Genomic DNA, 24,373 nt, shown 5'->3' on the forward strand with positions numbered 1-24,373 from the left:
CCTCGGGGGGCGCGGCTCTGCGGTGCGGGGCAAGGAAACAGGAGGACAGGACATGGCCGAGAGGGTCGAGATCTTCGAGGTGGGGCCGCGCGACGGCCTGCAGAACGAAGCGCGGATGATCGCCACGGACGCCAAGGTGGCGCTGGTGGACCTGCTGTCCGGCGCGGGGTTCCGGCGGATCGAGTGCGCCTCCTTCGTGTCGCCGAAGTGGGTGCCGCAGATGGCGGACAGCGGCGACGTGCTGGAGCGGATCGCGCGGGCGCCGGGGGTGTCCTACGCCGCGCTGACGCCCAACATGAAGGGGCTGGAGCGGGCGCTGGCGGCGCGGGCCGACGAGGTGGCGGTGTTCGGTGCGGCCTCGGAAGGGTTCTCGCGCGCGAACATCAATGCCTCCGTCGAGGAGGGGCTGGCGCGGTTCGTGCCGGTCTGCGAGGCGGCGCGGGAGGCGGGCGTGCCGGTCCGGGGCTACGTGTCCTGCGTGGTGGAATGTCCCTACGACGGGGCAGTGCCGCCTGGGGACGTGGCGCGGGTCGTGGCGGCCCTGCGCGACATGGGCTGTTACGAGGTCTCGCTGGGCGACACCATCGGGCGCGGCACGCCGGAGGCGGTGGACGCCATGCTGGCCGCGGTGCTGGAGGAGATGCCCGCCGACCGGCTTGCGGGCCATTTCCACGACACGAGCGGCCGGGCGCTGGAGAACGTGCGCACCGCGATGGATCGCGGTCTGCGGGTCTTCGACGCGGCGGTGGGTGGTCTGGGCGGCTGCCCCTACGCGCCGGGAGCTGCGGGCAACGTGGCGACCGAGGCGGTGAATGCGTACGTCACGGCGCAGGGGTTCGAGACCGGGCTCGACGCCGGTATCCTCGCAGAGGCGGGCCGGATGGCGCGGGCGATGCGGGCGGAATGAGGCGTCGTCGTGTCCGGCGGTTGGCGATTGTCGTCAGTGACGCGGCGGGATGTCTGACGGAGCAGGAGGAGGGATGATGGAAGACGTTCGTGTGGTGCGCGAGATGCGCGGCGTGGCGCGGCTGATCCTGGCGCGGGCGGCCAAGCACAACGCCATGTCGGCGGAGATGATGGCGCAGATCGTCGCCGCGGCGCAGGAACTGGCCAAGGACGAGGCCGTGCGCGTGGTGGTGCTGGAGGCGGAGGGGCCGACCTTCTGCGCCGGGGGGGACCTTGCGTGGATGCGCGAACAGTTCGGCATGGCGCCGGACGCGCGGCGGCGCGAATCCGCGCGGATCGCCGAGGCGCTCGGCGCGCTGCACGACCTGCCGCAGCCGCTGATCGGACGGGTTCAGGGCAATGCCTTTGGCGGCGGGATCGGGCTGATCTCGGTCTGTGACGTGGCCATCGGGGTGGAGACGGCGAAGCTGGCGCTGACCGAGGTGAAGCTGGGGCTGATCCCGGCCAACATTGGCCCTTATGTCGTCGCCCGGATGGGCGCGAGCGCCGCGGCGCGGATCTTCATGAACGGCAGGGTGTTCGGGGCGCCGGAGGCGGTGACGCTCGGGCTCCTGTCGCGGGCTGTCCCGGCGGAGGACCTCGACGCCGCCGTCGAGGCGGAGGTGGCGCCTTATCTCGCCTGCGCGCCGGGCGCGGTGCGCGACGCCAAGCGCCTGTTGCGGAGGCTGTCGGGCGGTGTGCGTCAGGACGATGTGGAGATGGCGGTCGACGCGCTGGCCGCGCGCTGGGAAACTGCGGAGGCGCAGGACGGCATTGCGGCCTTCTTCGACAAGCGTCCCGCGCCCTGGGCGGAGGGGTAGGCGGGGTTTCGGTCCTGTCGGGCGTGCGCTTTACGCGACAGGGCGCACGGGACCGCTGCCCGCGTGACAGCGCGGCACTCTGAATGGACGGGACGATGACCGTACAGGTGGCGCAGTTCTATGCGATGGGGTGTCTGGCGGTCGTCTTCTTCCAGGTGGCACTGATCGGCGGGCTGCCCCTTGGCGCATGGACGCAGGGCGGGCGGTATCCCGGCACCCTGCCGTTGCGGGGGCGGCTGGTGGCGGCGGTCGCCGTTCCGGTGCACCTGTTCCAGGGGCTGGCGATCGTCAGCGCGGCGGGGTTTCCCGGGATGGGCTGGCCGCTCTGGACCGGGTGGGTGGCCTTCGGCACAAGCGTGATCGTCGCCGTGCTGAGCGGCTTCAGCCCGTCAGGGGAGGAACGCGCGGTCTGGTTGCCGGTCAACGTCGTCATGGCGGCGCTGGCGGGCTACGTCATGCTGATGACGCTGACGGGGCAGCCGGCGGGCGCCGTGCAGAATGTCTGAAGGCACGGTCTGCCCGGGAACTTCCCCGCTGCGCCATGGTCAGGACATATTTCTCTGAAAGACGGCAAGGGAAGGGCCTGGGGCCTGCCACCGGCGGTCTGTCCCGCGGGACGGCTGAGGCAGGTGCGGGCCTACGGGCCGTTTATCCGCCGGGGCATTGCTGGCTCAGCGTGGATGGCAAGGCGCAGAAGGAGAACGACGGTATGGCGCGCAACATCGGTCTGGCAGCCGCGCTGCTGTTTCTGGGCGCAGCGCCTGTCAAGGCGCAGGCCGCAGTCGAGTTGACGGCCCGATCCTGCCGCCCGATTGCGCAGGTCGACTGGACCGCGCCGCCGCCTGAGCAGTTCGGCATCGCGCTTGGCTGCCTTGCCGAGGAAGACTACGGCGGGGCGATCCGGTTCCACGCCGTCGCCGCGGCGATGATGTTCTTCGACGCGATGCGGGTGAGCGATCAGGCGGCCCGCGGCGTTCAGGCGGAGGTGGCGAAGGCCTTCGGCGATCAGGCGGGCGAAGCGGCGATGACCGCCCAGTCCGGCTTCCTGCGGACCATGGACCAAGCCGCCTTCAGCGCCGAGATCTGCAAGCTGTTCGATGCCAAGGGCCCCCCGCAGCACGCGGTCGCCTACATGAAAGGCCGGGGCGAGCCGGGCGCCGATCTGGTGGAGCCCGGCTTCGATTCGGCCGGGGCCTGGGCCGAAGTGTCCGCGCTGATGATGCGCTGCTTGCCCGGCGGCTGAGCCGGGATCGCCTCAGAACAGCGTGGCGATCATCCAGACACCCATGCCGATCATCACGAGGTTCTCGGTCAGCGACACGAAGCCGAGCGGCACGTTGGACGATCCGCCCATGCAGGCGCACTTGAGTTCGCGCTTGTCGATGTAGACCGCCTTGAAGACGGAGACCGCGCCGATGGTGCCGATGATCAGGGCCACGGGACCGGAGAGCCAGGGCAGGACACCTGCGAGCATCAGGATCGCGGCCAGCGCCTCGGCGTAGGGGTAGACGTAGCCGTATTCGACCTTGCGCCGCGCGAGCAGGTCGTAGTTCAGGAACATCGTCGTGAAGCTCTCGATGTCGCGCAGCTTCTGCACGGCAAGGAGCGCCATGGCGGTGGCCAGAATCGCGCGCAGGGTGCCCGCCCAGCCAAGACCGCCGGTCCAGCCGATGGCAATGCCCATCAGCGCGGCCATGCCGAAGACGGCGATGACCGGGGTATAGCTCTTCGCGATGTCGGAGGCCGGGGTGATGCCGAGTTCGCGCTGCGTGTCCTCGTAGCCGCCGATGCGCCGGTCGCCGATGTAGACCTGCGGCGTCGTCTCCACGTCGTGCGATTCCTGGAAGCGGTCGGTTTCCTCGCGGGTCGTCAGCGGGTGATCCTCGACCTCGTAGCCCTTCCGCTCCAGGAGGGCCTTGGTCTTCAGCCCGAAGGGACAGAGGTGATCCGGCGTCGACATGCGGTAGAGGCGGGCGCGGTTCGGCGTGGAGTCGAGGGGCATGGATGGGGTCCTCCTGTCAGCGGGGCGGATGGGCGGTCTGCGGTTTGCTGGTGGACCAACGCCCGTGACCGGACGCATGTTCCGGCGCGGTATTGGGCGCGGGATTGGGCGCGACCCATCCGCGCGGGGCAGGGTGGGGTGCGGCGACGCGGCCGGGGCCGGCACGCTACCCCATTGCGCAGGCAGTAGAATTTGCGCCAGAATGGGCGCGTGCCGGTTCGTTTCCATTCTACCGAATATGCCGCGGGCTTGTTGACCCTGCCGGTCGGTGCGGATAAGTCACGACATGACACGCGGCGCGCGCCTCCCGCGCGTGGCGCGCCCCCCGTTTATGAGGAGCTGCCTCGTGGAAGAGATGCTGCGGGAATATCTTCCCATCCTTGTGTTCCTGGCCATCGCCATCGTCATCGGACTCGTGTTCATCTTCGCCGCGATCCTCGTCGCCGTGCGGAACCCGGATCCGGAGAAGGTGTCGGCCTATGAATGCGGCTTCAACGCCTTCGATGACGCGCGGATGAAGTTCGACGTGCGGTTCTACCTCGTGTCGATCCTGTTCATCATCTTCGACCTTGAGATCGCGATGCTGTTCCCGTGGGCCGTGGCCTTCCAGCACATCTCGATGACGGCGTTCTGGGCGATGATGGTGTTCCTCGGCGTGCTGACGGCGGGCTTTGCCTACGAATGGAAGAAAGGGGCCCTGGAATGGGAGTGATGACCGGAGCGAACACTGCGGGCGTCGACCGTGAGGTGGCCACGCAGGACCTGAACCGCGAGCTGCAGGACAAGGGTTTCCTGCTGACCTCGACGGAGGACATCATCAACTGGGCGCGCACCGGTTCGCTGCACTGGATGACCTTCGGCCTCGCGTGCTGCGCGGTGGAGATGATGCACACCTCGATGCCGCGCTACGACCTGGAGCGGTTCGGCACGGCGCCGCGCGCCAGCCCGCGCCAGTCGGACCTGATGATCGTCGCGGGTACGCTGACCAACAAGATGGCGCCGGCGCTGCGCAAGGTCTACGACCAGATGCCGGAACCGCGCTACGTGATCTCGATGGGGTCCTGCGCGAACGGCGGCGGCTATTACCACTACTCCTACTCGGTGGTGCGCGGCTGTGACCGCGTCGTGCCTGTGGACGTCTACGTGCCCGGGTGCCCGCCGACGGCGGAGGCGCTGCTCTACGGCATCATGGCGCTGCAGAAGAAGATCCGCCGCACCGGAACGCTGGTGCGCTGAAGACGGCCCGGCGGGCGGTCCGGCGGGGCACATGCCCCCCGGCGCGCCCCGGGACCGGCAAGATGCAGGGCTTCCGGGCGGACCCGCCGCGGGGGCGAGAAGGGAAGACGAGATGGCAGACGTGAAACCGGGCGACAAGGTCCAGCTGATTTCGGGCAGCGTCGTGATGACGGTTGAAACCGTCGGGCAGAGCGACCAGAACGCCGCCCTCACGGCGGCGCAATGCGTCTGGTACGAAGCAGGGCAGGGCAATGTCCTCGGCGAGGTGCGCCGCGCGGTGGTCGCCGTCGACGCTCTGGAAAAGGTGTAAGCGAATGGTGCAGGCACTCAAGGAACTGGGCGAACACATCGCGACGAAGCGCCCCGACTGCGTGGTGGCATGGGACGTGACCCATGGCGAGCTGAACGTCGACGTGGCCCCCTCGAACATCCGCGGCTTCGTGGACTTCCTGAAGACCGATCCGACCTGCCGGTTCTCGTCGCTGGTGGACATCACCGGGGTCGACTACCCGGAGCGGCCGAAGCGGTTCGACGTGGTCTACCACTTCCTGTCGATGTACCAGAACCACCGCATCCGGCTGCGCGTCTCGGTCCGCGAGGACGAGATGGTGCCGTCGATCGTGCCGGTGCATCCCAGCGCCAACTGGTTCGAGCGCGAGACCTTCGACATGTACGGCATCCTGTTCTCGGGCCACCCGGACCTGCGCCGCATCCTGACGGACTACGGGTTCCGCGGCTATCCGCTGCGCAAGGACTTCCCGACGACCGGGTACACGGAAGTGCGCTACGACGAAGAGCGCAAGCGCGTGGTCTACGAGCCGGTGACGCTGGTGCAGGAATACCGCCAGTTCGATTTCATGTCCCCGTGGGAAGGCGCGAAATACGTGCTTCCGGGCGACGAGAAGACCGAAGGCAAGGCGTGAACATGACCGGGCGCGGGACCTGGAAGAGTTTTCGGACGAAAACTCTTGGACGTGAACACTCTTCGTCCGAAGAGTGTTCCCCGCGCGCGGTGGCATTGGACGGGGTGCGTGACACAAGCCCCGAGGAAAGGGACGGTCGATGATGGACGGCTCCAAAGGTTTCGAAGACGCCCTGACGGGTGAACAGAAGATCCGCAACTTCAACATCAACTTCGGTCCGCAGCACCCGGCGGCCCACGGCGTGCTGCGCCTGGTGCTGGAGCTGGACGGCGAGATCGTGGAACGCTGCGACCCGCACATCGGCCTGTTGCACCGCGGCACCGAGAAGCTGATGGAGAGCCGGACCTACCTCCAGAACCTGCCGTATTTCGACCGCCTCGACTACGTGGCGCCGATGAATCAGGAACACGCCTGGTGCCTCGCGATCGAGCGGCTGACCGGGGTCGAGGTGCCGCGCCGTGCCTCGCTGATCCGGGTGCTGTACTCCGAGATCGGACGGGTGCTGAACCACCTGCTGAACGTGACCACGCAGGCCATGGACGTGGGCGCGCTGACGCCGCCGCTCTGGGGCTTCGAGGAACGCGAGAAGCTGATGATCTTCTACGAGCGGGCCTGTGGCGCGCGCCTGCACTCGGCCTATTTCCGGCCGGGCGGGGTGCACCAGGACCTGCCGCCGAAGCTGATCGACGACATCGAGCAGTGGGCGAAGGAATTCCCGGCCAAGCTGGACGACATCGACGGCCTGCTGACCGAGAACCGCATCTTCAAGCAGCGCAACGCCGACATCGGCGTGGTGACGGAGCAGGAGATCCTCGACTGGGGCTTCTCCGGCGTGATGGTGCGCGGCTCCGGCCTCGCCTGGGACCTGCGACGTGCGCAGCCCTACGAGTGCTATGACGAATTCGACTTCAAGATCCCGGTGGGCAAGAACGGCGACTGCTACGACCGCTACCTCTGCCGGATGGCGGAGATGCGCGAATCGACGAAGATCATCCTGCAGGCGATCGACAAGCTGCGGGCGCCGGACGGCCAGGGCGATATCCTGGCCCGCGGCAAGGTCACCCCGCCGAAGCGCAACGAGATGAAGACCTCGATGGAGGCGCTCATCCACCACTTCAAGCTCTACACCGAAGGGTTCCACGTGCCGGCGGGCGAAGTCTATGCCGCGGTCGAGGCGCCGAAGGGCGAATTCGGCGTGTACCTCGTGGCGGACGGCACCAACAAGCCGTACCGGGCAAAGCTGCGCGCGCCGGGATATCTGCACCTGCAGGCCATGGACCACGTGGCAAGCGGCCACCAGTTGGCCGACGTGGCGGCGATCATCGGCACGATGGACATCGTGTTCGGCGAGGTCGACCGCTGAGGGCAGGGGGCCGGGCCGCCGCCACAGTGGCGGGGCGCGGCCATGCGTGACGGCAGGTCACGGGCAAGGAAGAAGGGCCGCGGAAAGGCCGGACGAGGGAAGTGAATATGAAGAAACTGTTTCTGTGTGTCCCGGCGCTGGCACTCGCCGGCTGCGTGGAACTGGGCATGGCGCCGCAGGACACCACGCCGGAGATGCTGGCACAGTGGGACGCGGCGGTGGCCTCCATCGGCTGCGACCTCGTGGCCGAAAGCGACTACCTCCCGGTGGAACTGCAGACCGGCATCCCGCGTCAGAAGCTGATCGAGATCGCGCAGTACAAGATCCAGAAGAAGCAGGCCGTGTCGCTCGAAGGCGGCGGTGTGCGGTCTGTCGTGGGCGCCTGTGCGCCGCAGCCCGAAGCACAGGTGGCGCAGGCGGGCTGAGCGGAGCCGGCAGGAACGTGATACGGCGCAGGCGCGCCAGAAGGAGTTGAGACATGCTGCGACGGCTGCATCCCGAACAACCCGACAGCTTCGAGTTCTCCGAAGCGAACCTCGCTTGGGCGAAAGAGCAGATCACGAAGTATCCCGCCGGGCGCCAGGCCTCGGCGATCATCCCGCTGCTGTGGCGCGCGCAGGAGCAGGAGGGCTGGCTCAGCCGTCCCGCCATCGAGTACGTGGCCGAGATGCTGGGCATGGCCTACATCCGCGCGCTCGAGGTGGCGACCTTCTACTTCATGTTCCAGCTTCAGCCGACCGGCTCGGTCGCGCATGTCCAGATCTGCGGCACCACGTCCTGCATGATCTGCGGCGCCGAAGACCTGATTGCCGTCTGCCGGGACAAGATCTCTTCGAAGCCGCACGCGCTGTCGGAGGACGGCAAGTTCTCGTGGGAAGAGGTGGAGTGCCTCGGCGCCTGCACCAACGCGCCCATGGCGCAGATCGGCAAGGACTACTACGAGGACCTCACCGCCGAGAAGCTGGGCGACCTGATCGACGCTTTGGCGAAGGGAGAGGTGCCGCAGGTAGGCCCGCAGAACGGCCGGTTCGCCTCCGAACCGCTGGGCGGAGCGACCACGCTGACCGAATACACTAATGCTTCGATCAAGATGAACGCCAGCGCGCAACTGGCGCATGACATCGGCGACACGGTGAAGCGCATCGACGGGACGGAGGTGCCGCTGGTGGCCCCCTGGACCGATCAGGCGGGCACCCGCGGCGCCTGAGCGCGCCCGCAGCAAGGCATCAGAACGGCGGTTCCGGAGACGGGGCCGCCGTTTTTCTTTCCGGCCTTGGTGATTCTCCGGCCCGTGCCCTTGGAAACCCCGGCGCGGGGGTCATTCTTTTGTCCCATGCGGTGCATCTGAGATTGTCTCCGCTGACGAAGGGGGCAAAAGTGTTTAAAACAATTGGTAAACACCGTGGTGGTGAAAACGTAGACGGGAGAACGGCCGAATGAGAACGAATGGCAACTGCACCATGATGAGCTGGGGAATAGCGGCGGCGCTCGGGGTTTTCGCCTTCCTGCTGCTCGTCGGAAGCTACGGGTTCGGCACGGCCCTGTTCCTCGGGATCGTGACGCTCGTGTTGCTGGGATTGCTGTTCCAGTGGCTGTTCTGCGCGCCTCTGCCCGAGAAGGGGGAGACCGGCGTGACGGCAGGCCAGGCCGGAGGCAACGGCACGTCCGCGACGTCGTCGGGCGCCACGGCGGCCTCTGCCGGGGTGGCAGCGGCCAGTTCTGCCTCGGCGTCCGCCAAGAGCGCGCCTGCGGCGGAGTCCGCGCCTGAGCCGAAGGCCCAGCCTGAACCCTCGACCGAAACCGCATCGTCCGCAAGCGCCGAACCGGCAGCGGAGGAGACGCCGGAGAAGGCATCCGGCGCGGACGAACCCGTCGCCGAAAGCGCCGCACCTGCCACGACGGCCAGTGCCGAGCCCGCGCCGAAGTCCGCCCCCAAGGACAAAGGCAAAGAGGCCTCCGGGGACGAGGGTGGTTCCCGCGTGAAGCCGAGCACGCAACTAGCGGGGGAGGCCGATCTTGCCGGTCGCAAGGGCTCCTGGACGTACAAGAAATCCGCGGACGCCGACGACACCACGCTGGCGGGCAGCACGGACGGGGCGGCGGGCAGCGTCGACAGCGCGGGGTCGGGCGGTGACGGCGCCGAGGTCATGACCGCCCCGGACGGGGCAGAGGCCGACGCCCCCGGCTCCGACGGCAAGGGCGGGGACAGCGGCGAAGGCTCCAAGCCGGCGCTGCTGGACGCGCCCGAGGGCGGCAAGCCGGACGATCTGAAGCAGATCAAGGGCATCGGTCCCAAGCTGGAGAAGGTCTGCCATTCGATCGGTGTCTACCATTTCCACCAGATCGCGTCCTGGACCGACGAAGAGGTCGCCTGGGCGGATGCCAACCTCGTCGGGTTCCGCGGCCGCGTCAGCCGCGACAACTGGGTGTCGCAGGCAAAGGTGCTGGCGGACGGCGGCGAGACAGAGTTCTCCACCCGTGTCGAAAAGGGCGGCGTCTACGATTGATGTGAACGGGGCAGGGCGCGGATACGCGCCCTGCGACGCAGGGGCGGCTTGCACATGGACCGATGATGTGTCAGGCGTGAACCCGGCACTGTTGGGGAGGAACGGCGCTTTGACTGGTGGCGCGGAAAGACCTGCGCCCCGCGAACTCGAGCGAGGACGTGACCATGAAAATGACTCCCATGAAAGCTTTCACCCCGGACTATTCTCCCGTCGTCAAGATGATGGCGATGCAGACCCGGTTGATGGTTGAGACCAGCCAAAACATGATGAAGCTGGCGATGCTGCCCTGGCAGGGCATGCCCATGCCGTCGATGAAGGCCGGTTTCGGCAGCATCTGCGCACCGGGCGGCGTGGCCAGGAAGGCCCCCTCGGCCAAGGCAGCGGCGCAAGCCGTCGAAGAGGCCGCGGAGGTGACCCAGGAGGTCGTCGAGACCACCGCCAAGGCCGCCGAGGAGGTCGCAGAGACCACCACGGAAACCGTCGAGGCGACCGTCGACGCGACGACCGAGAGCGTCGAGGACGTGGCCGCAGACGCGGCGGAAACCACCGCGGAGACTGCCGAGGCAGCCGGTGACATGGCCGAGGAAATCGTCGGCGTGGCCCCGGCCTTCCTGTCGGCGCCCGAAGGCGAGGCGGACGACCTGACCACCCTGATGGGCGTCGGTCCGAAGCTGGCGGCGACCCTGAACGAGGCGGGCATCTACCATTTCAGCCAGATCGCGGAATGGACCGAGGACAACGTCGCGTGGGTCGATGCGAACATCGCAGGCGTGCGTGGCCGCGCCGCGAAGAACGGCTGGGTGGCGCAGGCCGCCGACCTGAAAAAGTGATCTGACGGCGGGCGATGGCGAAGAAGGACGACCTTAACCGGCGGGGGCGCAGGATTGCGCTCGTGATTGCCGGGACCGGTGTGTTCTGGATCGCCATCACCGCCATTGGCGGGGCGCTGGACTGGAGCCAGCGCCTTCGTGCCCTGTTCGACCTTGTGGCACTTGCCGGGTTTATCTGGGCGTTCTGGATGATATACGGGCTCTGGCGGGCGCGCCAGGAACACGAAGGATAAGCGATGCTTCAGGATCAGGACCGGATCTTTACCAATCTCTACGGCATGCACGACCGGACGCTGGACGGCGCGAAGAAGCGCGGTCACTGGGACGGCACGGCTGGCCTGATCGAGAAGGGGCGCGACTGGATCATCCAGGAAATGAAGGACAGCGGGCTGCGGGGACGCGGCGGCGCGGGCTTCCCGACCGGGCTGAAGTGGTCCTTCATGCCGAAGGAAAGCGACGGTCGTCCGGCCTATCTCGTTGTGAACGCCGACGAATCGGAGCCGGGGACCTGCAAGGACCGCGAGATCATGCGCCACGATCCGCACACGCTGATCGAGGGCTGCCTGATCGCCTCCTTCGCGATGCAGGCGCATGCCTGCTACATCTATATCCGCGGCGAATACATCCGCGAGCGCGAGGCGCTGCAGCGCGCCATCGACGAGGCCTACGATGCCGGTCTGGTCGGTCCGAACGCCGCGGGCTCGGGCTGGGATTTCGAGATCTTCCTGCACCACGGCGCGGGCGCCTACATCTGCGGCGAGGAAACCGCCCTGCTGGAAAGCCTCGAAGGCAAGAAGGGCATGCCCCGCATGAAGCCGCCGTTCCCGGCGGGCGCGGGCCTGTACGGCTGCCCGACCACCGTGAACAACGTCGAATCCATCGCCGTCGTGCCGACCATCCTGCGCCGCGGCGCATCGTGGTTCTCTTCCTTCGGGCGGGAAAACAACGCGGGCACGAAGCTGTTCGCCGTCTCCGGCCATGTCAACAAGCCCTGTGTCGTCGAAGAGGCGATGTCGATTTCCTTCGAGGAGCTGATCGAGAAGCATTGCGGCGGCATCCGTGGCGGCTGGGACAACCTCAAGGCGGTCATTCCCGGCGGCTCTTCGGTTCCGTGCGTTCGCGGCGAGAAGATGAAGGACGCCATCATGGACTTCGACTACCTGCGGGGAGAGCTGGGCTCCGGCCTTGGCACCGCGGCGGTCATCGTGATGGACAAGGACACCGACATCATCAAGGCGATCTGGCGGCTGGCGAAGTTCTACAAGCACGAATCCTGCGGCCAGTGCACGCCCTGCCGCGAGGGCACGGGCTGGATGATGCGCGTCATGGACCGGCTTGTCCGCGGCGAGGCCGAGGTGGAAGAGATCGACATGCTCTGGGACGTGACCAAGCAGGTCGAGGGCCACACCATCTGCGCGCTCGGCGACGCGGCCGCATGGCCGATCCAGGGTCTGATCCGCAATTTCCGCGACGAGATCGAGGATCGGATCAAGGCACAGAAATCCGGCCGGGTGAGCGCTGTCGCCGCTGAATAAGCCGGTGCAGCGATGGAATAGGAAAAGGGCGCCGCGTGGCGCCCTTTTGCGTTTCCGGGTGAGGCCGGGCTCACTTGGTCCCGGTTTCGTCCTTGAACGTCTCGCGATCCTTTTCGGGCATCCCTTCGGAGATGTCGTCAGAGGTCTCGGCGTGCTTTTCCCGGCCCACATCTTCGTGTTCGGTGAACTTCCGGGTCTTCGCCTTTTCGTCGGCGTCCTTCTCCGGCAGCGGGCGTGTTTTGGGTGTATCGGTCATGGTGGCTCCTCCTTCTCCATCAAAACCCCCGAGCGGGCGGCGCGGTTCCGGGGAGGGCGGGCCATGCGGTCCGATGCTCCTGACTTTAGGGGCAATTTGCCGAAAATGCGTTGGTCATTCCGGTCCCTGCCTCCTTATAGTGGCGTCGAAAGCCGGAGGGCGGGACACAAGGGGGCACACATCAATGCAGATGCAACTCGCGGAACTGAACATCGGTCGGCTCGTGGCGCCGACGGACGATCCCCGTGTGGCGGAGTTCATGGACGCGCTCGACCGGATCAACGGTCTGGGCAAGCGCATGCCGGGCTTCGTCTGGATGATGGAAGGATCGGGGGAACCGGGCACCGGCAACACCGAGAACAACATCGGTGACGATCCGCAGTTCGTCGCGAACATGACCGTCTGGGAAGACGTGGTGAGCCTCGAACGCTTTGTCTGGGGCACGGTCCATCGCCAGTTCTACGAGCGGCGGAAGGAGTGGTTCGAGGTTCTGGGCGACATGCACTTTGTGATGTGGTGGGTGCCGGCGGGACATCGCCCGACGCTGGAGGAAGGTCTGGCGAAGCTTGACCTCCTGCGGCGGGAAGGCGACAGTGACGCCGCCTTCGGCTGGTCGTACCTGACCGAAGCGCGCATGTGGCGTGACAGGCGCTGCGACGCGGAGGCCGGATAAGGTGCTCCGGAAAGAACAAGAGGCCGGAGAATGAGCAATTTGAAACACTTGTCGCCCCGTAAGGCCCGGACGCAGCGCGCCGCCGCGACGGCCAAAGCGGCCCGCGCCCCCTTGGTCGCGCCTGCGTCCCTGATGCGCGCGGGCACGATCCTGCTGCTGATCGCAGCGATGGCGGCGCTTGCGGGCTGCGGCAACGGCCAGCGCCGGCAGGTCCAGACCTTCGACGGCCAGACCTTCCGTGCCAACGCCAAGTCCGCCGGTGACGACCGGCAGTATTTCGTGGCCTCTGTCCGCGACCCGGGCAAGAGCATCGACGGTGCGATCCAGGCGGCGGAATACCAGGCGGTGAAGCACTGCATTCACCTGTACGGCACGTCCGACATCGACTGGGAGGTCGGGCCCGACACGCCGAAGGACCAGCTTTCGATCACCAGCGACTCGCTGACGCTGTCCGGGCGCTGCAAGGACCTGTAAGCGGCGGACCGCGGGGCGGGTGCGGGTTTCGCGCCGGCTCTTGCCGATCGCGGGCGGATTCCGCCCGCGTTATTGCATATCCATGACGTTCCGCGCCTCTTGTCGCGAGATTGCCGTGTAAACGAGGACCCTTTCATGCGCCTGATTCCATCCGTCCTGATCCTTGCCCTGCTGGCGTCGGCCGCGGTCGCAAAGCCGCCGCTGCGCGAGGTTCGTGAAATCGACGACCAACTGATGATGATCGCCATCGCGGACGAGATCCGGAAGACCTGCAGCGACATCGACGCGCGCCTTTTGCGTGGAATCGCGGAGCTCAACGGCTTGAAGTCGAAGGCGAAGTCGCTGGGCTATTCTTCGGAGGAGATCGACGAATACGCGACGTCCAAGTCCGAAAAGGCACGGATGCGCACGAAGGCCGAGACCTGGCTGGCCAGCCAGGGGGTCAATGTCAGCGACAAGGCAGAGCTGTGCAGCTTCGGAAAGGCGCAGATGGCGGGCGGCACCTACATCGGATCGCTGCTGCGCTGAGGTCAATTCCTGACTTGAACGGTCATCTTAACGGGCGCTGAAATCCCGGTCACCGGGTTGCGCCCGTGCAATCAAGTCGCTTTGCCGCGTCGATTTTTCCCGGATTTCTGCGCCGCTGCATCTGGCGCTACCGAACATGTCGCGGTAGAACCCGTCGCAAGTCGCGCCCGGTCCGCTGGTCAGTCCGGTGGTCAGGGCGCTGCCATCTGCAATCTGGAGAGGCACCGGCATGTCCGACTTGCGAAAGCTCATCATCGACGGTCAGGAAATCGAGGTGGACGGGGCTATGACCCTGATCCAGGCCTGTGAGGAGGCCGGCATCGAGGTGCCGCGCTTCTGTTACCACGAGCGTCTGTCGATTGCCGGGAACTGCCGGATGTGCCTTGTCGAGGTTGTGGGCGGCCCGCCGAAGCCCGCCGCGTCCTGCGCGATGCAGGTCCGCGACATGCGTCCGGGCCGCAATGGCGAACCGCCGGAGATCAAGACCAACTCGCCCATGGTGAAGAAGGCCCGCGAGGGGGTGATGGAGTTCCTGCTCATCAACCACCCGCTCGACTGCCCGATCTGCGACCAGGGCGGCGAATGCGACCTGCAGGACCAGGCGATGGCCTATGGCGTCGACTTCTCCCGCTTCCGCGAGGCGAAGCGCGCTTCGACCGACCTCGACCTCGGGCCGCTGGTCGAGACGCACATGACGCGCTGCATCTCGTGCACCCGCTGCGTGCGCTTCACCACCGAGGTGGCAGGCATCACCCAGATGGGCCAGACCGGCCGGGGCGAGGATGCGGAGATCACCTCCTACCTGAACTCGACCCTCGATTCGAACCTGCAGGGCAACATCATCGACCTGTGCCCGGTGGGCGCTCTGGTGTCGAAGCCCTACGCCTTCACCGCCCGCCCGTGGGAGCTGACCAAGACGGAGACCATCGACGTGATGGACGCGCTGGGGTCCAGCATCCGCGTGGACACCAAGGGCCGCGAAGTGATGCGCATCCTGCCGCGCAACCATGACGGCGTGAACGAGGAATGGATTGCCGACAAGACGCGTTTTGTCTGGGACGGCCTGCGCCGCCAGCGGCTGGACCGGCCCTACGTGCGCAAGGACGGCAAGCTGAAGCCCGCCACCTGGCCGGAGGCGCTGGCCGCCGCCGCCACGGCGATCAAGGGCGCCTCGAAGCTTGCCGGTATCGTCGGCGATCTGGCCCCGGTCGAAGCGGCCTACAGCCTCAAGCAGCTGGTCGAGGGGCAGGGCGGTGTCGTCGAATGCCGCACCGATGGCGCGAAGCTGCCGGCGGGCAACCGTTCGGGCTATGTCGGCACGGCTGCCATCGAGGATATCGACAGCGCTGAGATGATCCTGCTGATCGGCACCAACCCTCGTGACGAAGCGCCGGTCCTGAATGCCCGCATCCGCAAGGCATGGGCCGCCGGAGCAAAGGTCGCGCGGATCGGTGCGCCGGTCGACCTGACCTTCCCGGTGCAGGAACTCGGCACCGGCCGCGAGGCGCTGGCCAAGCTGTCGAAGATGGACCACTCCGACAAGGAGGGCGTCGCCGGTGTGGTGATCATCGGTCAGGGCGCACTGAACGAGGCCGACGGCGCCGCCGTTCTGGGAACCGCCATGCAGACCGCCGCCGCCGGTTCGGCGAAGTTCATGGTGCTGCACACGGCCGCGGGTCGCGTGGGCGCGATGGACGTGAACGCCACGAACGAGCGTGGCATGGACGCGGTCAGCGAAGCAGACGTGATCTACAACCTCGGCGCGGATGAGGTGGAGATCGGCGAAGGCGCCTTCGTGATCTACCAGGGCTCGCACGGGGACCGTGGCGCGCATCGTGCCGACGTGATTCTGCCTGCCGCCGCCTACACCGAAGAGCAGGGCCTGTTCGTGAACACCGAGGGCCGCCCGCAACTGGCGCTGCGCGCCGGGTTCGCACCGGGCGAGGCCAAGGAAAACTGGGCGATCTTGCGCGCTCTGTCCGCCGAGATCGGCGCGACGCAGCCGTGGAACTCCATCGCGCAGCTCCGCCAGGCGCTGGTCGCGGAGGTGCCGCACCTTGCCCGCATCGACGAGGTGCCGGAAAACGAATGGACGCCGCTGGAGGCCGCTGACATGGGGGATGCGGACTTCCGCTACCCGGTGAAGGACCACTGGCTGACCAACCCGATCGCGCGCGCGTCGGAGGTCATGGCGGAACTGTCCAAGAACTCGAAACTGCGCTCCCAGGCGCCGATGGCGGCGGAATAAGTGAGGGTGGGCTGGGTGATAGCCTCGCTCGCCTGCGCTGCCACCACCGGATGCGACACTCCGGCGGCGGCAAAGGGGCCGTTCACCCCGTCTTACGAGGGTGTCGAGACGCGGCTGCTGGATGGTGATCTGGTGAATTTCCACGTTTCCATGCGTGGGGCGCGCAACCAGATCGACGTGGAGGCCTACGCCGAATGTGCCGCCGCGCAATACGCGCTGATCCGGGGGTACGGATTCGCGCGGCATTTGCGCACGAATGTGGACGAAGAGGGTGGCCTCTGGCGCGGGGATGCGGTTTACACCATCTCGCCGGCTCTGCCCCGCGGATCACGAACGATCGACGCCGAGGTCACCGCGCTGGCCTGCGCCGAGAACGGAATACCGATGGTGTGAGGACCTGATGGCTGAATTCTTCTCCGACAATCCCTGGGGTATCGCGATCTGGATCGTCTTCACGATCCTCGCGCTTCTGGTGCCGCTTCTGGTGAGCCTCGCCTTCCTGATGTGGGGCGACCGCAAGATCTGGGCCGCCGTGCAGATGCGCCGGGGGCCGAACGTCGTGGGCATCTTCGGCCTGCTGCAGTCCTTTGCCGACTTCCTGAAATACATCGTGAAAGAAGTCGTCGTGCCCGCGGGTGCCGACCGCTTCGTGTTCTTCCTCGCGCCGATGGTCAGCCTTGTCATGGCCTTCATCGCATGGGCGGTGATTCCCTTCGGCGACGGCTGGGTGGTCTCCGACATAAACGTGGCCATTCTTTACGTTTTCGCGGTCTCCTCGCTGGAAGTGTACGGCGTGATCATGGGGGGCTGGGCGTCCAACTCGAAGTACCCGTTCCTCGGCTCGCTGCGGTCCGCCGCGCAGATGATTTCCTACGAGGTTTCGATCGGCCTCATCATCATCGGTGTCGTGATCTCTTCGGGGTCGCTGAACTTCGGCAGCATCGTCGAGGCGCAGGACGGCATGGGCATCCTGTCGTGGTACTGGATCCCGCACTTCCCGATGATGTTCCTGTTCTTCATCTCGGCTCTTGCGGAAACCAACCGCCCGCCGTTCGACCTGCCGGAAGCGGAATCCGAACTGGTGGCTGGCTACCAGGTGGAATACTCCTCCACGCCGTTCCTGCTATTCATGATCGGCGAACTGACGGCGGTCGTGCTGATGTGCGCGCTGGTGTCGCTGCTGTTCCTCGGCGGCTGGCTGTCCCCGGTCGAATTCCTGCCGGATGGCATCTTCTGGATGTGCATCAAGATGCTGTTCGTCTTCTTCATCTTCTCGCTGGTGAAGGCGATCACCCCGCGTTACCGCTACGACCAGCTGATGCGCCTGGGCTGGAAGGTCTTCCTGCCGATGTCGCTGGCATGGGTCGTGTTCGTGGCCTTCGCGGCAAAGTTCGAGTGGTTCTGGGGCTTCTACACCCGTTGGGCAGTCGGAGGCTGATGGTGAAGCAGAGGTCGAAACAGACTGTTTCGGAAATGCTTCCTGGCGTTCGGGGCGTGGTGTCGCGCCCCGATGGTAGGGTCGGGGCAGGGGTGCGCATGACGTGCGCCCGTCTGTTCACGGGAGAAACCTGATGACCGACCTGAAGAAAGCCATCCTCGACGCCAAGTACATCGACATGATCGCCTTGGGCGATTTTGTCGTCCGCGATTGCGGCCTGCCGGACACCGATGCGGAGGGCAACCTCCTGCCGCAGGCCAACGAGATCGCCGCCGCCGTCTTCCGCTGGGCCGCCGATGTGCAGGCCATGGAGGATGCGGAGGTGAAGTCAAAGCCCGCGCCCGCCGCCGTTGCGGCCGCCGTGGCGGAAGAGGTTTCCGCCACCGGCCGCACCGGAAACGAGCGGGTTGGCGATTACGATGAATTCGGCGATCCCGTGATGGACGCCGAGCAGGCCGAGCGGCTGGAAGCAGCCCGCGAAGCCGTCAAAGAGGAGAGCGCGTAGACATGGCAGCCATCGACTACGGACGGGCCGCGAAGTACTTTCTGCTCGCGGACTTCATGAAGGGGTTCCAGCTGGGGATGAAGTACTTCTTCGCCCCCAAGGCCACCGTCAACTACCCGCACGAGAAGGGCCCTCTGAGCCCGCGTTTCCGCGGCGAGCACGCCCTGCGCCGGTATCCCAACGGCGAGGAACGCTGCATCGCTTGCAAGCTGTGCGAGGCGATCTGCCCGGCACAGGCCATTACCATCGACGCGGAGCCGCGCGACGACGGCTCGCGCCGGACGACCCGCTACGACATCGACATGACGAAGTGCATCTACTGCGGTTTCTGCCAGGAAGCCTGCCCGGTGGATGCGATCGTCGAGGGGCCGAACTTCGAGTTCTCGACCGAGACCCGCGAAGAGCTGTTCTACGACAAGGCCAAGCTGCTGGCGAACGGCGACCGCTGGGAAGCGGAGATCGCCCGCAACCTGGAGTTGGACGCGCCGTACCGATGAACCGCCCCGCCGTCCATATCCCGGCCCGCGTCCTGCGGTGTCCCGTCACATCCTGCAAGGGGAGCCGAGCATGACCACCAAGACGCCGTTCGAGCTGATGATGGAGCAGAGCCAGAAGTTCGCGCAGGACATGGTGACCAGCATGAACCCGGCGCTGTCGAGCTTCGACCCCAAGGCATTCGAAGCCATGTGGCCGACCATGCCGAAGGACGCGATGGAGATGTGGTTCGGCAAGGGGTTCTCGAAAGAGGGGCTCGATGCCAAGACGCGCCTGCTGCTGACGCTCTCGGGTCTGGTGATGCAGGGCGCGCAGGCGGAGACGCCCTTGCGCATGACCGTGCGCCACGCCATCGAGGCGGGCGCCACCAAGGAAGAAATCGTCGACACGATCACGCATATGTCGATGTTCGCAGGTATTCCCGCCATGAACCGCGCGCTCGAACTGTCGCGGGCGGTCATGGCCGACAAGAAGGATGACGAGACATGATGGCTTTTGCCTTCTACCTCTTTGCACTTGGCGTGATCGCCGGGGGGCTCTTCACGGTCGTCAGCCGCAACCCGGTGCACTCCGTGCTCTGGCTGATCCTCGCCTTCCTCTCCGCGGCCGGGTTCTTCGTGCTGATGGGGGCGGAATTCGTCGCCATGCTGCTGGTCATCGTCTACGTCGGCGCCGTCGCGGTGCTGTTCCTCTTCGTGGTGATGATGCTGGACGTCGACTTTGCCGAACTGAAGGCGGAGATGGCGCGCTACATGCCGCTGGCGCTGCTGATCGGCCTCGTGATCCTGATGCAGCTGGCCATGGCGTTTGGCGTCTGGGAAGCCTCCGACCTGGCCGCGGGCCAGCTGTCGGCACCGGCGCCCGAAGGGGTGGAGAACACCGCCGCGCTCGGCATGATCCTCTATGACAAGTACTTCCTGCTGTTCCAGCTGGCGGGTCTGATCCTGCTGGTTGCGATGATCGGGGCCATCGTTCTGACGCTGCGCCACCGCCAGGATGTCAAACGCCAGGACGTGCTGGCACAGATGTACCGCGATCCCGCCAAGGCGATGGAGCTGCGGGACGTGAGACCGGGGCAGGGGCTGTGAGCGCATTCTGGGATCTTCTCTTCTCGCCCGCGGGGCTGGTGCTTTACGCCGGTTTCTGGGCCTTGAAGATCGTTGCGGGCGCATGGGTGCTGAGCAAGCTCGTGCTGCTGCTGCCCGCGCGCATGCAGGTCTGGGCCGAGGACAAGCTTGTCCGGCTGCGCCTGATGAAACGGAAGGTCGGCCCTTTGGGCTGACCGGGGCCGGGCAGGTCCCGTCCCCGCCCGGCGCATTGCCGGGGCTGCCGCCCGAGGGCGGCGAGACGATCGAGGTTCCGGGACATGCCCGGGACGTGGTGCCGGGCCCGCCCGGAACCTGACAGAACAGAGCCCCCGGGCCGCTTCCGGGGTGCCACAGACAAGACGACAAATCGGGCAAGCCACCCGGAGGGACACGTATGATCGGATTGGAACACTACCTGACAGTGGCCGCAGTGCTGTTTGTGATCGGCATCTTCGGGCTCTTCCTGAACCGCAAGAACGTGATCATCCTGCTGATGAGCATCGAACTGATGCTGCTGGCGGTGAACATCAATCTCGTGGCCTTCTCGACGCATCTCGGCGACCTCGCCGGTCAGGTGTTCACGCTGTTCGTGCTGACCGTCGCCGCCGCCGAAGCGGCCATCGGCCTTGCGATCCTCGTCTGCTTCTTCCGAAACCGCGGCACCATCGCCGTGGAAGACGTCAACGTCATGAAAGGCTGAGCCCATGGAGAGCATCATCCTGTTTGCGCCCCTCGCGGGCGCTCTCATCGCGGGCTTCGGCTGGAAATTCATCGGCATCCGTGGCGCCCAGTGGATCACCACGGGCCTGCTGTTCCTGGCCTGCTTCTTCTCGTGGATCACCTTCCTGACCCACGGGCCGGAGACCGAGCACGTCCAGATCCTGCGCTGGATCGAAAGCGGCACGCTGTCGACCGACTGGTCGATCCGGCTGGACCGGCTGACCTCGATCATGCTGATCGTCGTCACTACCGTCTCGTCGCTCGTGCACCTGTATTCCTTCGGTTACATGGCGCACGACGAGAACTTCCGCGAGGGCGAGGAAAGCTACAAGCCGCGCTTCTTCGCGTACCTGTCGTTCTTCACCTTCGCCATGCTGATGCTGGTGACCTCCGACAACCTCGTTCAGATGTTCTTCGGCTGGGAAGGCGTGGGTGTCGCCTCCTACCTGCTGATCGGCTTCTACTATCGCAAGCCGTCCGCCAACGCCGCCGCCATCAAGGCCTTCGTGGTCAACCGGGTCGGCGACTTCGGCTTTGCATTGGGCATCTTCGCGCTGTTCTTCCTGACGGATTCCGTGCGCTTCGACGACATCTTTGCCGCCGCACCGACGCTGGCCGAGACGCAGCTCACCTTCCTCTGGGGGACGTGGAACGCGGCAGAAGTTGCGGCCTTCCTGCTGTTCATCGGTGCGATGGGCAAATCGGCACAGCTGTTCCTGCACACCTGGCTGCCGGACGCGATGGAAGGCCCGACCCCTGTGTCGGCGCTGATCCACGCCGCGACCATGGTGACCGCGGGCGTTTTCCTTGTCTGCCGCATGTCGCCGCTGATGGAATACGCGCCGCACGCGATGGCCTTTGTCACCTTCCTGGGTGCCTCGACTGCCTTCTTCGCGGCGACCGTGGGTCTCGTGCAGAACGACATCAAGCGCGTGATCGCCTATTCGACCTGTTCGCAGCTGGGCTACATGTTCGTGGCAGCGGGCGTTGGCGTCTATTCCGTCGCGATGTTCCACCTGTTCACGCACGCCTTCTTCAAGGCGATGCTCTTCCTCGGCGCGGGCTCCGTGATCCACGGCATGCACCACGAGCAGGACATGCGGAACTATGGCGGTCTGCGGAAGAAGCTGCCCTACACCTTCTGGGCGATGATGATCGGCACGCTGGCCATCACCGGCGTCGGCATTCCTCTGACCCATATCGGTTTTGCTGGCTTCCTGTCGAAGGACGCGGTGATCGAGAGCGCATGGGCGGGCACCGCCGGCGGTTACGCCTTCTGGATGCTGGTCGTCGCGGCGCTGTTCACGTCGTTCTACTCGTGGCGCCTGATCTTCCTGACCTTCTTCGGCAAGCCGCGCGGCAACAAGCACACGCATGAGCACGCGCACGAAAGCCCGAAGGTCATGCTGATCCCGCTGGGGGTGCTGGCACTTGGCGCGATCTTCTCCGGCATGGTCTGGTACGGATCGTTCTTCGGTGACCACGCCCGGGTCAACGCCTTCTTCGGCATCCCGGCGCACCATGAAGAGGTGGCTGAGGGCGACGCCGCGCATGCGGAGGACGTGGCCGATCTTCAGGGCGCCGCGGACGCGGTGAACGAAGAAGCCAGCGCGGACGAGGCCGTTGCCGCCGACACCGAAACGACGGGCGACGCAGTTTCGGACGAGGCTAACGGCGAAGACGTGGCCGCAGCGGACGGCGAGGGCGATGCAGCCCATGCCGCCGAGGGGGACCACGGGTCTGCCGGCATGGCGCCGCAGGGCGCGATCTTCATGGCCGCGGACAACACCGTCATGGACGACGCGCACCATGCGCCGGTCTGGGTCAAGGTCAGCCCCTTTATCGCCATGCTGATCGGTTTCGCGGTGTCCTACTGGTTCTACATCGTCAACCCGGCGATGCCGAAGCAGCTGGCAGAGAACCAGCGTCCGCTGTACCTCTTCCTGCTGAACAAGTGGTACTTCGACGAGATCTACGACTTCCTCTTCGTGCAGCCCTCGAAAAAGCTGGGCCGCATCCTGTGGAAGGGTGGTGACGAGGCCATCATCAAGGGCGGGATCAACGGTCTGGCCATGGGCATCGTGCCCTGGGTCACCCGTCTCGCCGGTCGGGCGCAGTCCGGTTACATCTTCACCTATGCCTTCGCCATGGTGATCGGGATCGCGGTCCTGATCACGTGGATGACCATCTCCGGAGGGGCGCAGTAATGGCCAACCTTCTTTCCATCGTCACCTTCCTGCCTGCGCTGGCGGCCCTGATCCTTGCGGTCTTCCTGCGCGGCAGCGATGCGGCGGCTCAGCGCAATGCGAAGTACCTTGCGCTGATCGCCACGACGGCGACCTTCATCATATCCCTGTTCATCCTCGCGCAGTTCGACGCGTCGAACACCGGCTTCCAGATGGTGGAAGAGGGCGAGTGGCTGATGGGCCTCAGCTACCGGATGGGCGTCGACGGGATCTCTGTCCTGTTCGTCATGCTGACGACCTTCATGATGCCGCTGGTGATCTGGGCCTCGTGGGACGTGAAGCACCGCGTGACCGAATACATGATCGCCTTCCTGATGCTGGAGACGCTCATGCTGGGTGTGTTCATGGCGCTGGACCTGGTCCTGTTCTACGTCTTCTTCGAGGCAGGCCTGATTCCGATGTTCCTGATCATCGGCATCTGGGGCGGCAAGGACCGCATCTACGCATCGTTCAAGTTCTTCCTCTACACCTTCCTCGGCTCCGTGCTGATGCTGGTGGCCATGGTCGCGATGTATGCCGACGCGGGCACGACCTGCATCGGGGGCTGCGACGTGTCGCTGCTGACCCACCAGTTCGCGTCCGAGGAGTTCTCGGTCCTGGGCATCCCGGTGGTGGGCGGCCTGCAGACCATGCTGTTCATCGCCTTCTTCGCCTCCTTCGCGGTGAAGATGCCGATGTGGCCGGTGCACACCTGGCTGCCAGAAGCGCACGTTCAGGCGCCGACCGCGGGCTCCGTGGTGCTGGCGGCGATCCTGCTGAAGATGGGCGGCTACGGCTTCCTGCGTTTCTCGCTGCCGATGTTCCCGGTGGGCTCGGACGTGATGGCGAACTTCGTCTTCACGCTGTCGGTGATCGCGATCATCTACACCTCGCTCGTGGCGCTGGTGCAGGAGGACATGAAGAAGCTGATCGCCTATTCGTCCGTCGCGCACATGGGTTACGTCACGATGGGGATCTTCGCGGCGAACCAGCAGGGCGTGGACGGGGCGATCTTCCAGATGATCTCTCACGGGTTCATCTCCGGCGCGCTCTTCCTCTGTGTCGGCGTGATCTACGACCGGATGCACACGCGAGAGATCGACGCCTACGGCGGCCTCGTGAACCGCATGCCGGCCTACGCGCTGATCTTCATGCTGTTCACCATGGCCAACGTCGGCCTGCCGGGCACCTCCGGGTTCATCGGCGAATTCCTGACGCTGGCGGGGATCTTCCAGGTCAACACCTGGGTGGCGGCGGGTGCCGCGACCGGCGTGATCCTGTCGGCGGCCTATGCGCTGTGGCTTTACCGCCGCGTGGTGATGGGCGACCTCATCAAGGAAAGCCTGAAGACCATCAAGGACATGACCGCACGGGAAAAGGCGATCTTCGCGCCGCTCGTCGTCATGACCATCTGGATGGGGGTCTACCCCGCACCGATCCTCGACCGGATCGGACCGTCGGTGGAGGCACTCGTCTCGAAATATGACATGGCGCTGGAAAGCGCGGGCCGGGGTGGCGACGCCACCCAAGTGGCCGAATCTGAACACTAAGGGGGCGACAG

30 protein-coding genes and 1 pseudogene are annotated in these 24,373 nt (G+C 65.9%); 29 read left to right on the top strand and 2 right to left on the bottom strand.

Annotated features, from left to right (window positions below; all coding sequences use genetic code 11):
- The first annotated feature begins 52 nt into the window (after window positions 1-52).
- The 4 genes from ACU0DV_RS09215 (at window position 53) to ACU0DV_RS09230 (ending at window position 3,009) form a co-directional block, all read left to right on the top strand.
- Window positions 53-907 (top strand): hydroxymethylglutaryl-CoA lyase, encoded by an 855-nt coding sequence (locus ACU0DV_RS09215; protein WP_446242199.1) that lies wholly within the window; start codon window positions 53-55, stop codon window positions 905-907.
- 76 nt (window positions 908-983) lie between these two features.
- Complete coding sequence (locus ACU0DV_RS09220; protein WP_370316198.1) at window positions 984-1,766, top strand: crotonase/enoyl-CoA hydratase family protein; 783 nt, start codon at window positions 984-986, stop codon at window positions 1,764-1,766.
- 95 nt (window positions 1,767-1,861) lie between these two features.
- Window positions 1,862-2,272: a hypothetical protein gene (locus tag ACU0DV_RS09225; RefSeq protein WP_446242200.1), complete on the top strand. Its 411-nt coding sequence runs from the start codon at window positions 1,862-1,864 to the stop codon at window positions 2,270-2,272.
- A 203-nt stretch (window positions 2,273-2,475) separates the two neighbouring features.
- Entirely contained in the window at window positions 2,476-3,009 is a 534-nt protein-coding gene (locus ACU0DV_RS09230) for a hypothetical protein (protein WP_446242201.1), read from the top strand.
- 12 nt (window positions 3,010-3,021) lie between these two features.
- Here the strand turns inward: ACU0DV_RS09230 and ACU0DV_RS09235 are convergent, their stop codons facing one another.
- A complete protein-coding gene (locus tag ACU0DV_RS09235) occupies window positions 3,022-3,768 on the bottom strand; it encodes a MauE/DoxX family redox-associated membrane protein (RefSeq protein ID WP_446242202.1) in 747 nt (248 codons plus the stop codon).
- A 346-nt stretch (window positions 3,769-4,114) separates the two neighbouring features.
- Between ACU0DV_RS09235 and ACU0DV_RS09240 the strand changes: the two genes are divergently transcribed.
- The 11 genes and pseudogenes from ACU0DV_RS09240 to nuoF all read left to right on the top strand — a co-directional run bounded on the left by ACU0DV_RS09240 (window position 4,115) and on the right by nuoF (window position 12,162).
- A complete protein-coding gene (locus ACU0DV_RS09240; RefSeq protein ID WP_005857462.1) occupies window positions 4,115-4,480 on the top strand; it encodes an NADH-quinone oxidoreductase subunit A in 366 nt (121 codons plus the stop codon).
- On the top strand, window positions 4,480-5,004 hold the full coding sequence (locus ACU0DV_RS09245; protein WP_005857464.1) for a NuoB/complex I 20 kDa subunit family protein: 525 nt from the start codon (window positions 4,480-4,482) through the stop codon (window positions 5,002-5,004). Before ACU0DV_RS09240 ends, ACU0DV_RS09245 begins: the two co-directional genes overlap by 1 nt.
- Before the next feature lie 112 nt (window positions 5,005-5,116).
- Entirely contained in the window at window positions 5,117-5,314 is a 198-nt protein-coding gene (locus ACU0DV_RS09250; RefSeq protein ID WP_005857466.1) for a hypothetical protein, read from the top strand.
- 4 nt (window positions 5,315-5,318) lie between these two features.
- The gene (locus ACU0DV_RS09255; protein WP_100930211.1) at window positions 5,319-5,927 is read left to right on the top strand and encodes an NADH-quinone oxidoreductase subunit C; all 609 of its coding nucleotides are present in this window, start codon (window positions 5,319-5,321) and stop codon (window positions 5,925-5,927) included.
- A gap of 139 nt (window positions 5,928-6,066) precedes the next feature.
- Complete coding sequence (locus ACU0DV_RS09260; RefSeq protein ID WP_100930212.1) at window positions 6,067-7,290, top strand: NADH-quinone oxidoreductase subunit D; 1,224 nt, start codon at window positions 6,067-6,069, stop codon at window positions 7,288-7,290.
- A 107-nt stretch (window positions 7,291-7,397) separates the two neighbouring features.
- Window positions 7,398-7,715, top strand: a complete 318-nt coding sequence (locus ACU0DV_RS09265; protein ID WP_100930213.1) for a hypothetical protein — start codon at window positions 7,398-7,400, stop codon at window positions 7,713-7,715.
- 53 nt (window positions 7,716-7,768) lie between these two features.
- A pseudogene (gene nuoE / locus ACU0DV_RS09270) lies at window positions 7,769-8,482 on the top strand (NADH-quinone oxidoreductase subunit NuoE); the annotation flags it as partial.
- Between the two features lie 244 nt (window positions 8,483-8,726).
- Window positions 8,727-9,797, top strand: a complete 1,071-nt coding sequence (locus ACU0DV_RS09275; RefSeq protein ID WP_446242203.1) for a hypothetical protein — start codon at window positions 8,727-8,729, stop codon at window positions 9,795-9,797.
- 164 nt (window positions 9,798-9,961) lie between these two features.
- Window positions 9,962-10,627, top strand: a complete 666-nt coding sequence (locus ACU0DV_RS09280; protein ID WP_283980404.1) for a hypothetical protein — start codon at window positions 9,962-9,964, stop codon at window positions 10,625-10,627.
- A gap of 14 nt (window positions 10,628-10,641) precedes the next feature.
- Window positions 10,642-10,860: a DUF5337 domain-containing protein gene (locus ACU0DV_RS09285; protein ID WP_100930217.1), complete on the top strand. Its 219-nt coding sequence runs from the start codon at window positions 10,642-10,644 to the stop codon at window positions 10,858-10,860.
- A 3-nt stretch (window positions 10,861-10,863) separates the two neighbouring features.
- Complete coding sequence (gene nuoF / locus ACU0DV_RS09290; protein WP_100930218.1) at window positions 10,864-12,162, top strand: NADH-quinone oxidoreductase subunit NuoF; 1,299 nt, start codon at window positions 10,864-10,866, stop codon at window positions 12,160-12,162.
- Window positions 12,163-12,232: 70 nt separating this feature from the next.
- Here nuoF and ACU0DV_RS09295 read toward each other — a convergent pair whose 3' ends face one another.
- Window positions 12,233-12,418 (bottom strand): hypothetical protein, encoded by a 186-nt coding sequence (locus tag ACU0DV_RS09295; protein WP_100930219.1) that lies wholly within the window; start codon window positions 12,416-12,418, stop codon window positions 12,233-12,235.
- A gap of 184 nt (window positions 12,419-12,602) precedes the next feature.
- Between ACU0DV_RS09295 and ACU0DV_RS09300 the strand changes: the two genes are divergently transcribed.
- The 14 genes from ACU0DV_RS09300 (at window position 12,603) to ACU0DV_RS09365 (ending at window position 24,362) form a co-directional block, all read left to right on the top strand.
- Window positions 12,603-13,091 (top strand): DUF3291 domain-containing protein, encoded by a 489-nt coding sequence (locus ACU0DV_RS09300; RefSeq protein WP_446242204.1) that lies wholly within the window; start codon window positions 12,603-12,605, stop codon window positions 13,089-13,091.
- Between the two features lie 30 nt (window positions 13,092-13,121).
- A complete protein-coding gene (locus ACU0DV_RS09305) occupies window positions 13,122-13,565 on the top strand; it encodes a hypothetical protein (protein WP_283980402.1) in 444 nt (147 codons plus the stop codon).
- A 135-nt stretch (window positions 13,566-13,700) separates the two neighbouring features.
- A complete protein-coding gene (locus ACU0DV_RS09310; protein WP_100930222.1) occupies window positions 13,701-14,093 on the top strand; it encodes a DUF5333 domain-containing protein in 393 nt (130 codons plus the stop codon).
- A 229-nt stretch (window positions 14,094-14,322) separates the two neighbouring features.
- Window positions 14,323-16,341: an NADH-quinone oxidoreductase subunit NuoG gene (gene nuoG / locus ACU0DV_RS09315; RefSeq protein WP_446269785.1), complete on the top strand. Its 2,019-nt coding sequence runs from the start codon at window positions 14,323-14,325 to the stop codon at window positions 16,339-16,341.
- A gap of 18 nt (window positions 16,342-16,359) precedes the next feature.
- Window positions 16,360-16,734, top strand: coding sequence for a hypothetical protein (locus ACU0DV_RS09320; protein ID WP_446269786.1), 375 nt, complete (start codon window positions 16,360-16,362; stop codon window positions 16,732-16,734).
- Window positions 16,735-16,741: 7 nt separating this feature from the next.
- Window positions 16,742-17,779, top strand: a complete 1,038-nt coding sequence (gene nuoH / locus ACU0DV_RS09325) for an NADH-quinone oxidoreductase subunit NuoH (RefSeq protein ID WP_005857499.1) — start codon at window positions 16,742-16,744, stop codon at window positions 17,777-17,779.
- A gap of 133 nt (window positions 17,780-17,912) precedes the next feature.
- Window positions 17,913-18,284 (top strand): hypothetical protein, encoded by a 372-nt coding sequence (locus tag ACU0DV_RS09330; RefSeq protein ID WP_283980400.1) that lies wholly within the window; start codon window positions 17,913-17,915, stop codon window positions 18,282-18,284.
- A gap of 2 nt (window positions 18,285-18,286) precedes the next feature.
- Window positions 18,287-18,781 carry an NADH-quinone oxidoreductase subunit NuoI gene (nuoI, locus tag ACU0DV_RS09335; RefSeq protein ID WP_100930225.1) on the top strand — a complete coding sequence of 165 codons (495 nt, stop codon included), beginning with the start codon at window positions 18,287-18,289 and terminating at the stop codon, window positions 18,779-18,781.
- Window positions 18,782-18,851: 70 nt separating this feature from the next.
- Window positions 18,852-19,268 (top strand): carboxymuconolactone decarboxylase family protein, encoded by a 417-nt coding sequence (locus ACU0DV_RS09340; protein ID WP_100930226.1) that lies wholly within the window; start codon window positions 18,852-18,854, stop codon window positions 19,266-19,268.
- On the top strand, window positions 19,265-19,867 hold the full coding sequence (locus ACU0DV_RS09345) for an NADH-quinone oxidoreductase subunit J (protein ID WP_100930227.1): 603 nt from the start codon (window positions 19,265-19,267) through the stop codon (window positions 19,865-19,867). The genes ACU0DV_RS09340 and ACU0DV_RS09345 overlap by 4 nt, the downstream gene beginning before the upstream one ends.
- Window positions 19,864-20,061 carry a hypothetical protein gene (locus tag ACU0DV_RS09350; RefSeq protein WP_100930228.1) on the top strand — a complete coding sequence of 66 codons (198 nt, stop codon included), beginning with the start codon at window positions 19,864-19,866 and terminating at the stop codon, window positions 20,059-20,061. The genes ACU0DV_RS09345 and ACU0DV_RS09350 overlap by 4 nt, the downstream gene beginning before the upstream one ends.
- A 200-nt stretch (window positions 20,062-20,261) precedes the next feature.
- Window positions 20,262-20,567: an NADH-quinone oxidoreductase subunit NuoK gene (gene nuoK / locus ACU0DV_RS09355; RefSeq protein WP_005857510.1), complete on the top strand. Its 306-nt coding sequence runs from the start codon at window positions 20,262-20,264 to the stop codon at window positions 20,565-20,567.
- 4 nt (window positions 20,568-20,571) lie between these two features.
- Window positions 20,572-22,794, top strand: coding sequence for an NADH-quinone oxidoreductase subunit L (gene nuoL, locus ACU0DV_RS09360; RefSeq protein WP_446242206.1), 2,223 nt, complete (start codon window positions 20,572-20,574; stop codon window positions 22,792-22,794).
- Window positions 22,794-24,362, top strand: a complete 1,569-nt coding sequence (locus tag ACU0DV_RS09365) for an NADH-quinone oxidoreductase subunit M (protein ID WP_100930230.1) — start codon at window positions 22,794-22,796, stop codon at window positions 24,360-24,362. The genes nuoL and ACU0DV_RS09365 overlap by 1 nt, the downstream gene beginning before the upstream one ends.
- Window positions 24,363-24,373 lie beyond the last annotated feature (11 nt).

The organism is Sagittula sp. (assembly GCF_052825245.1).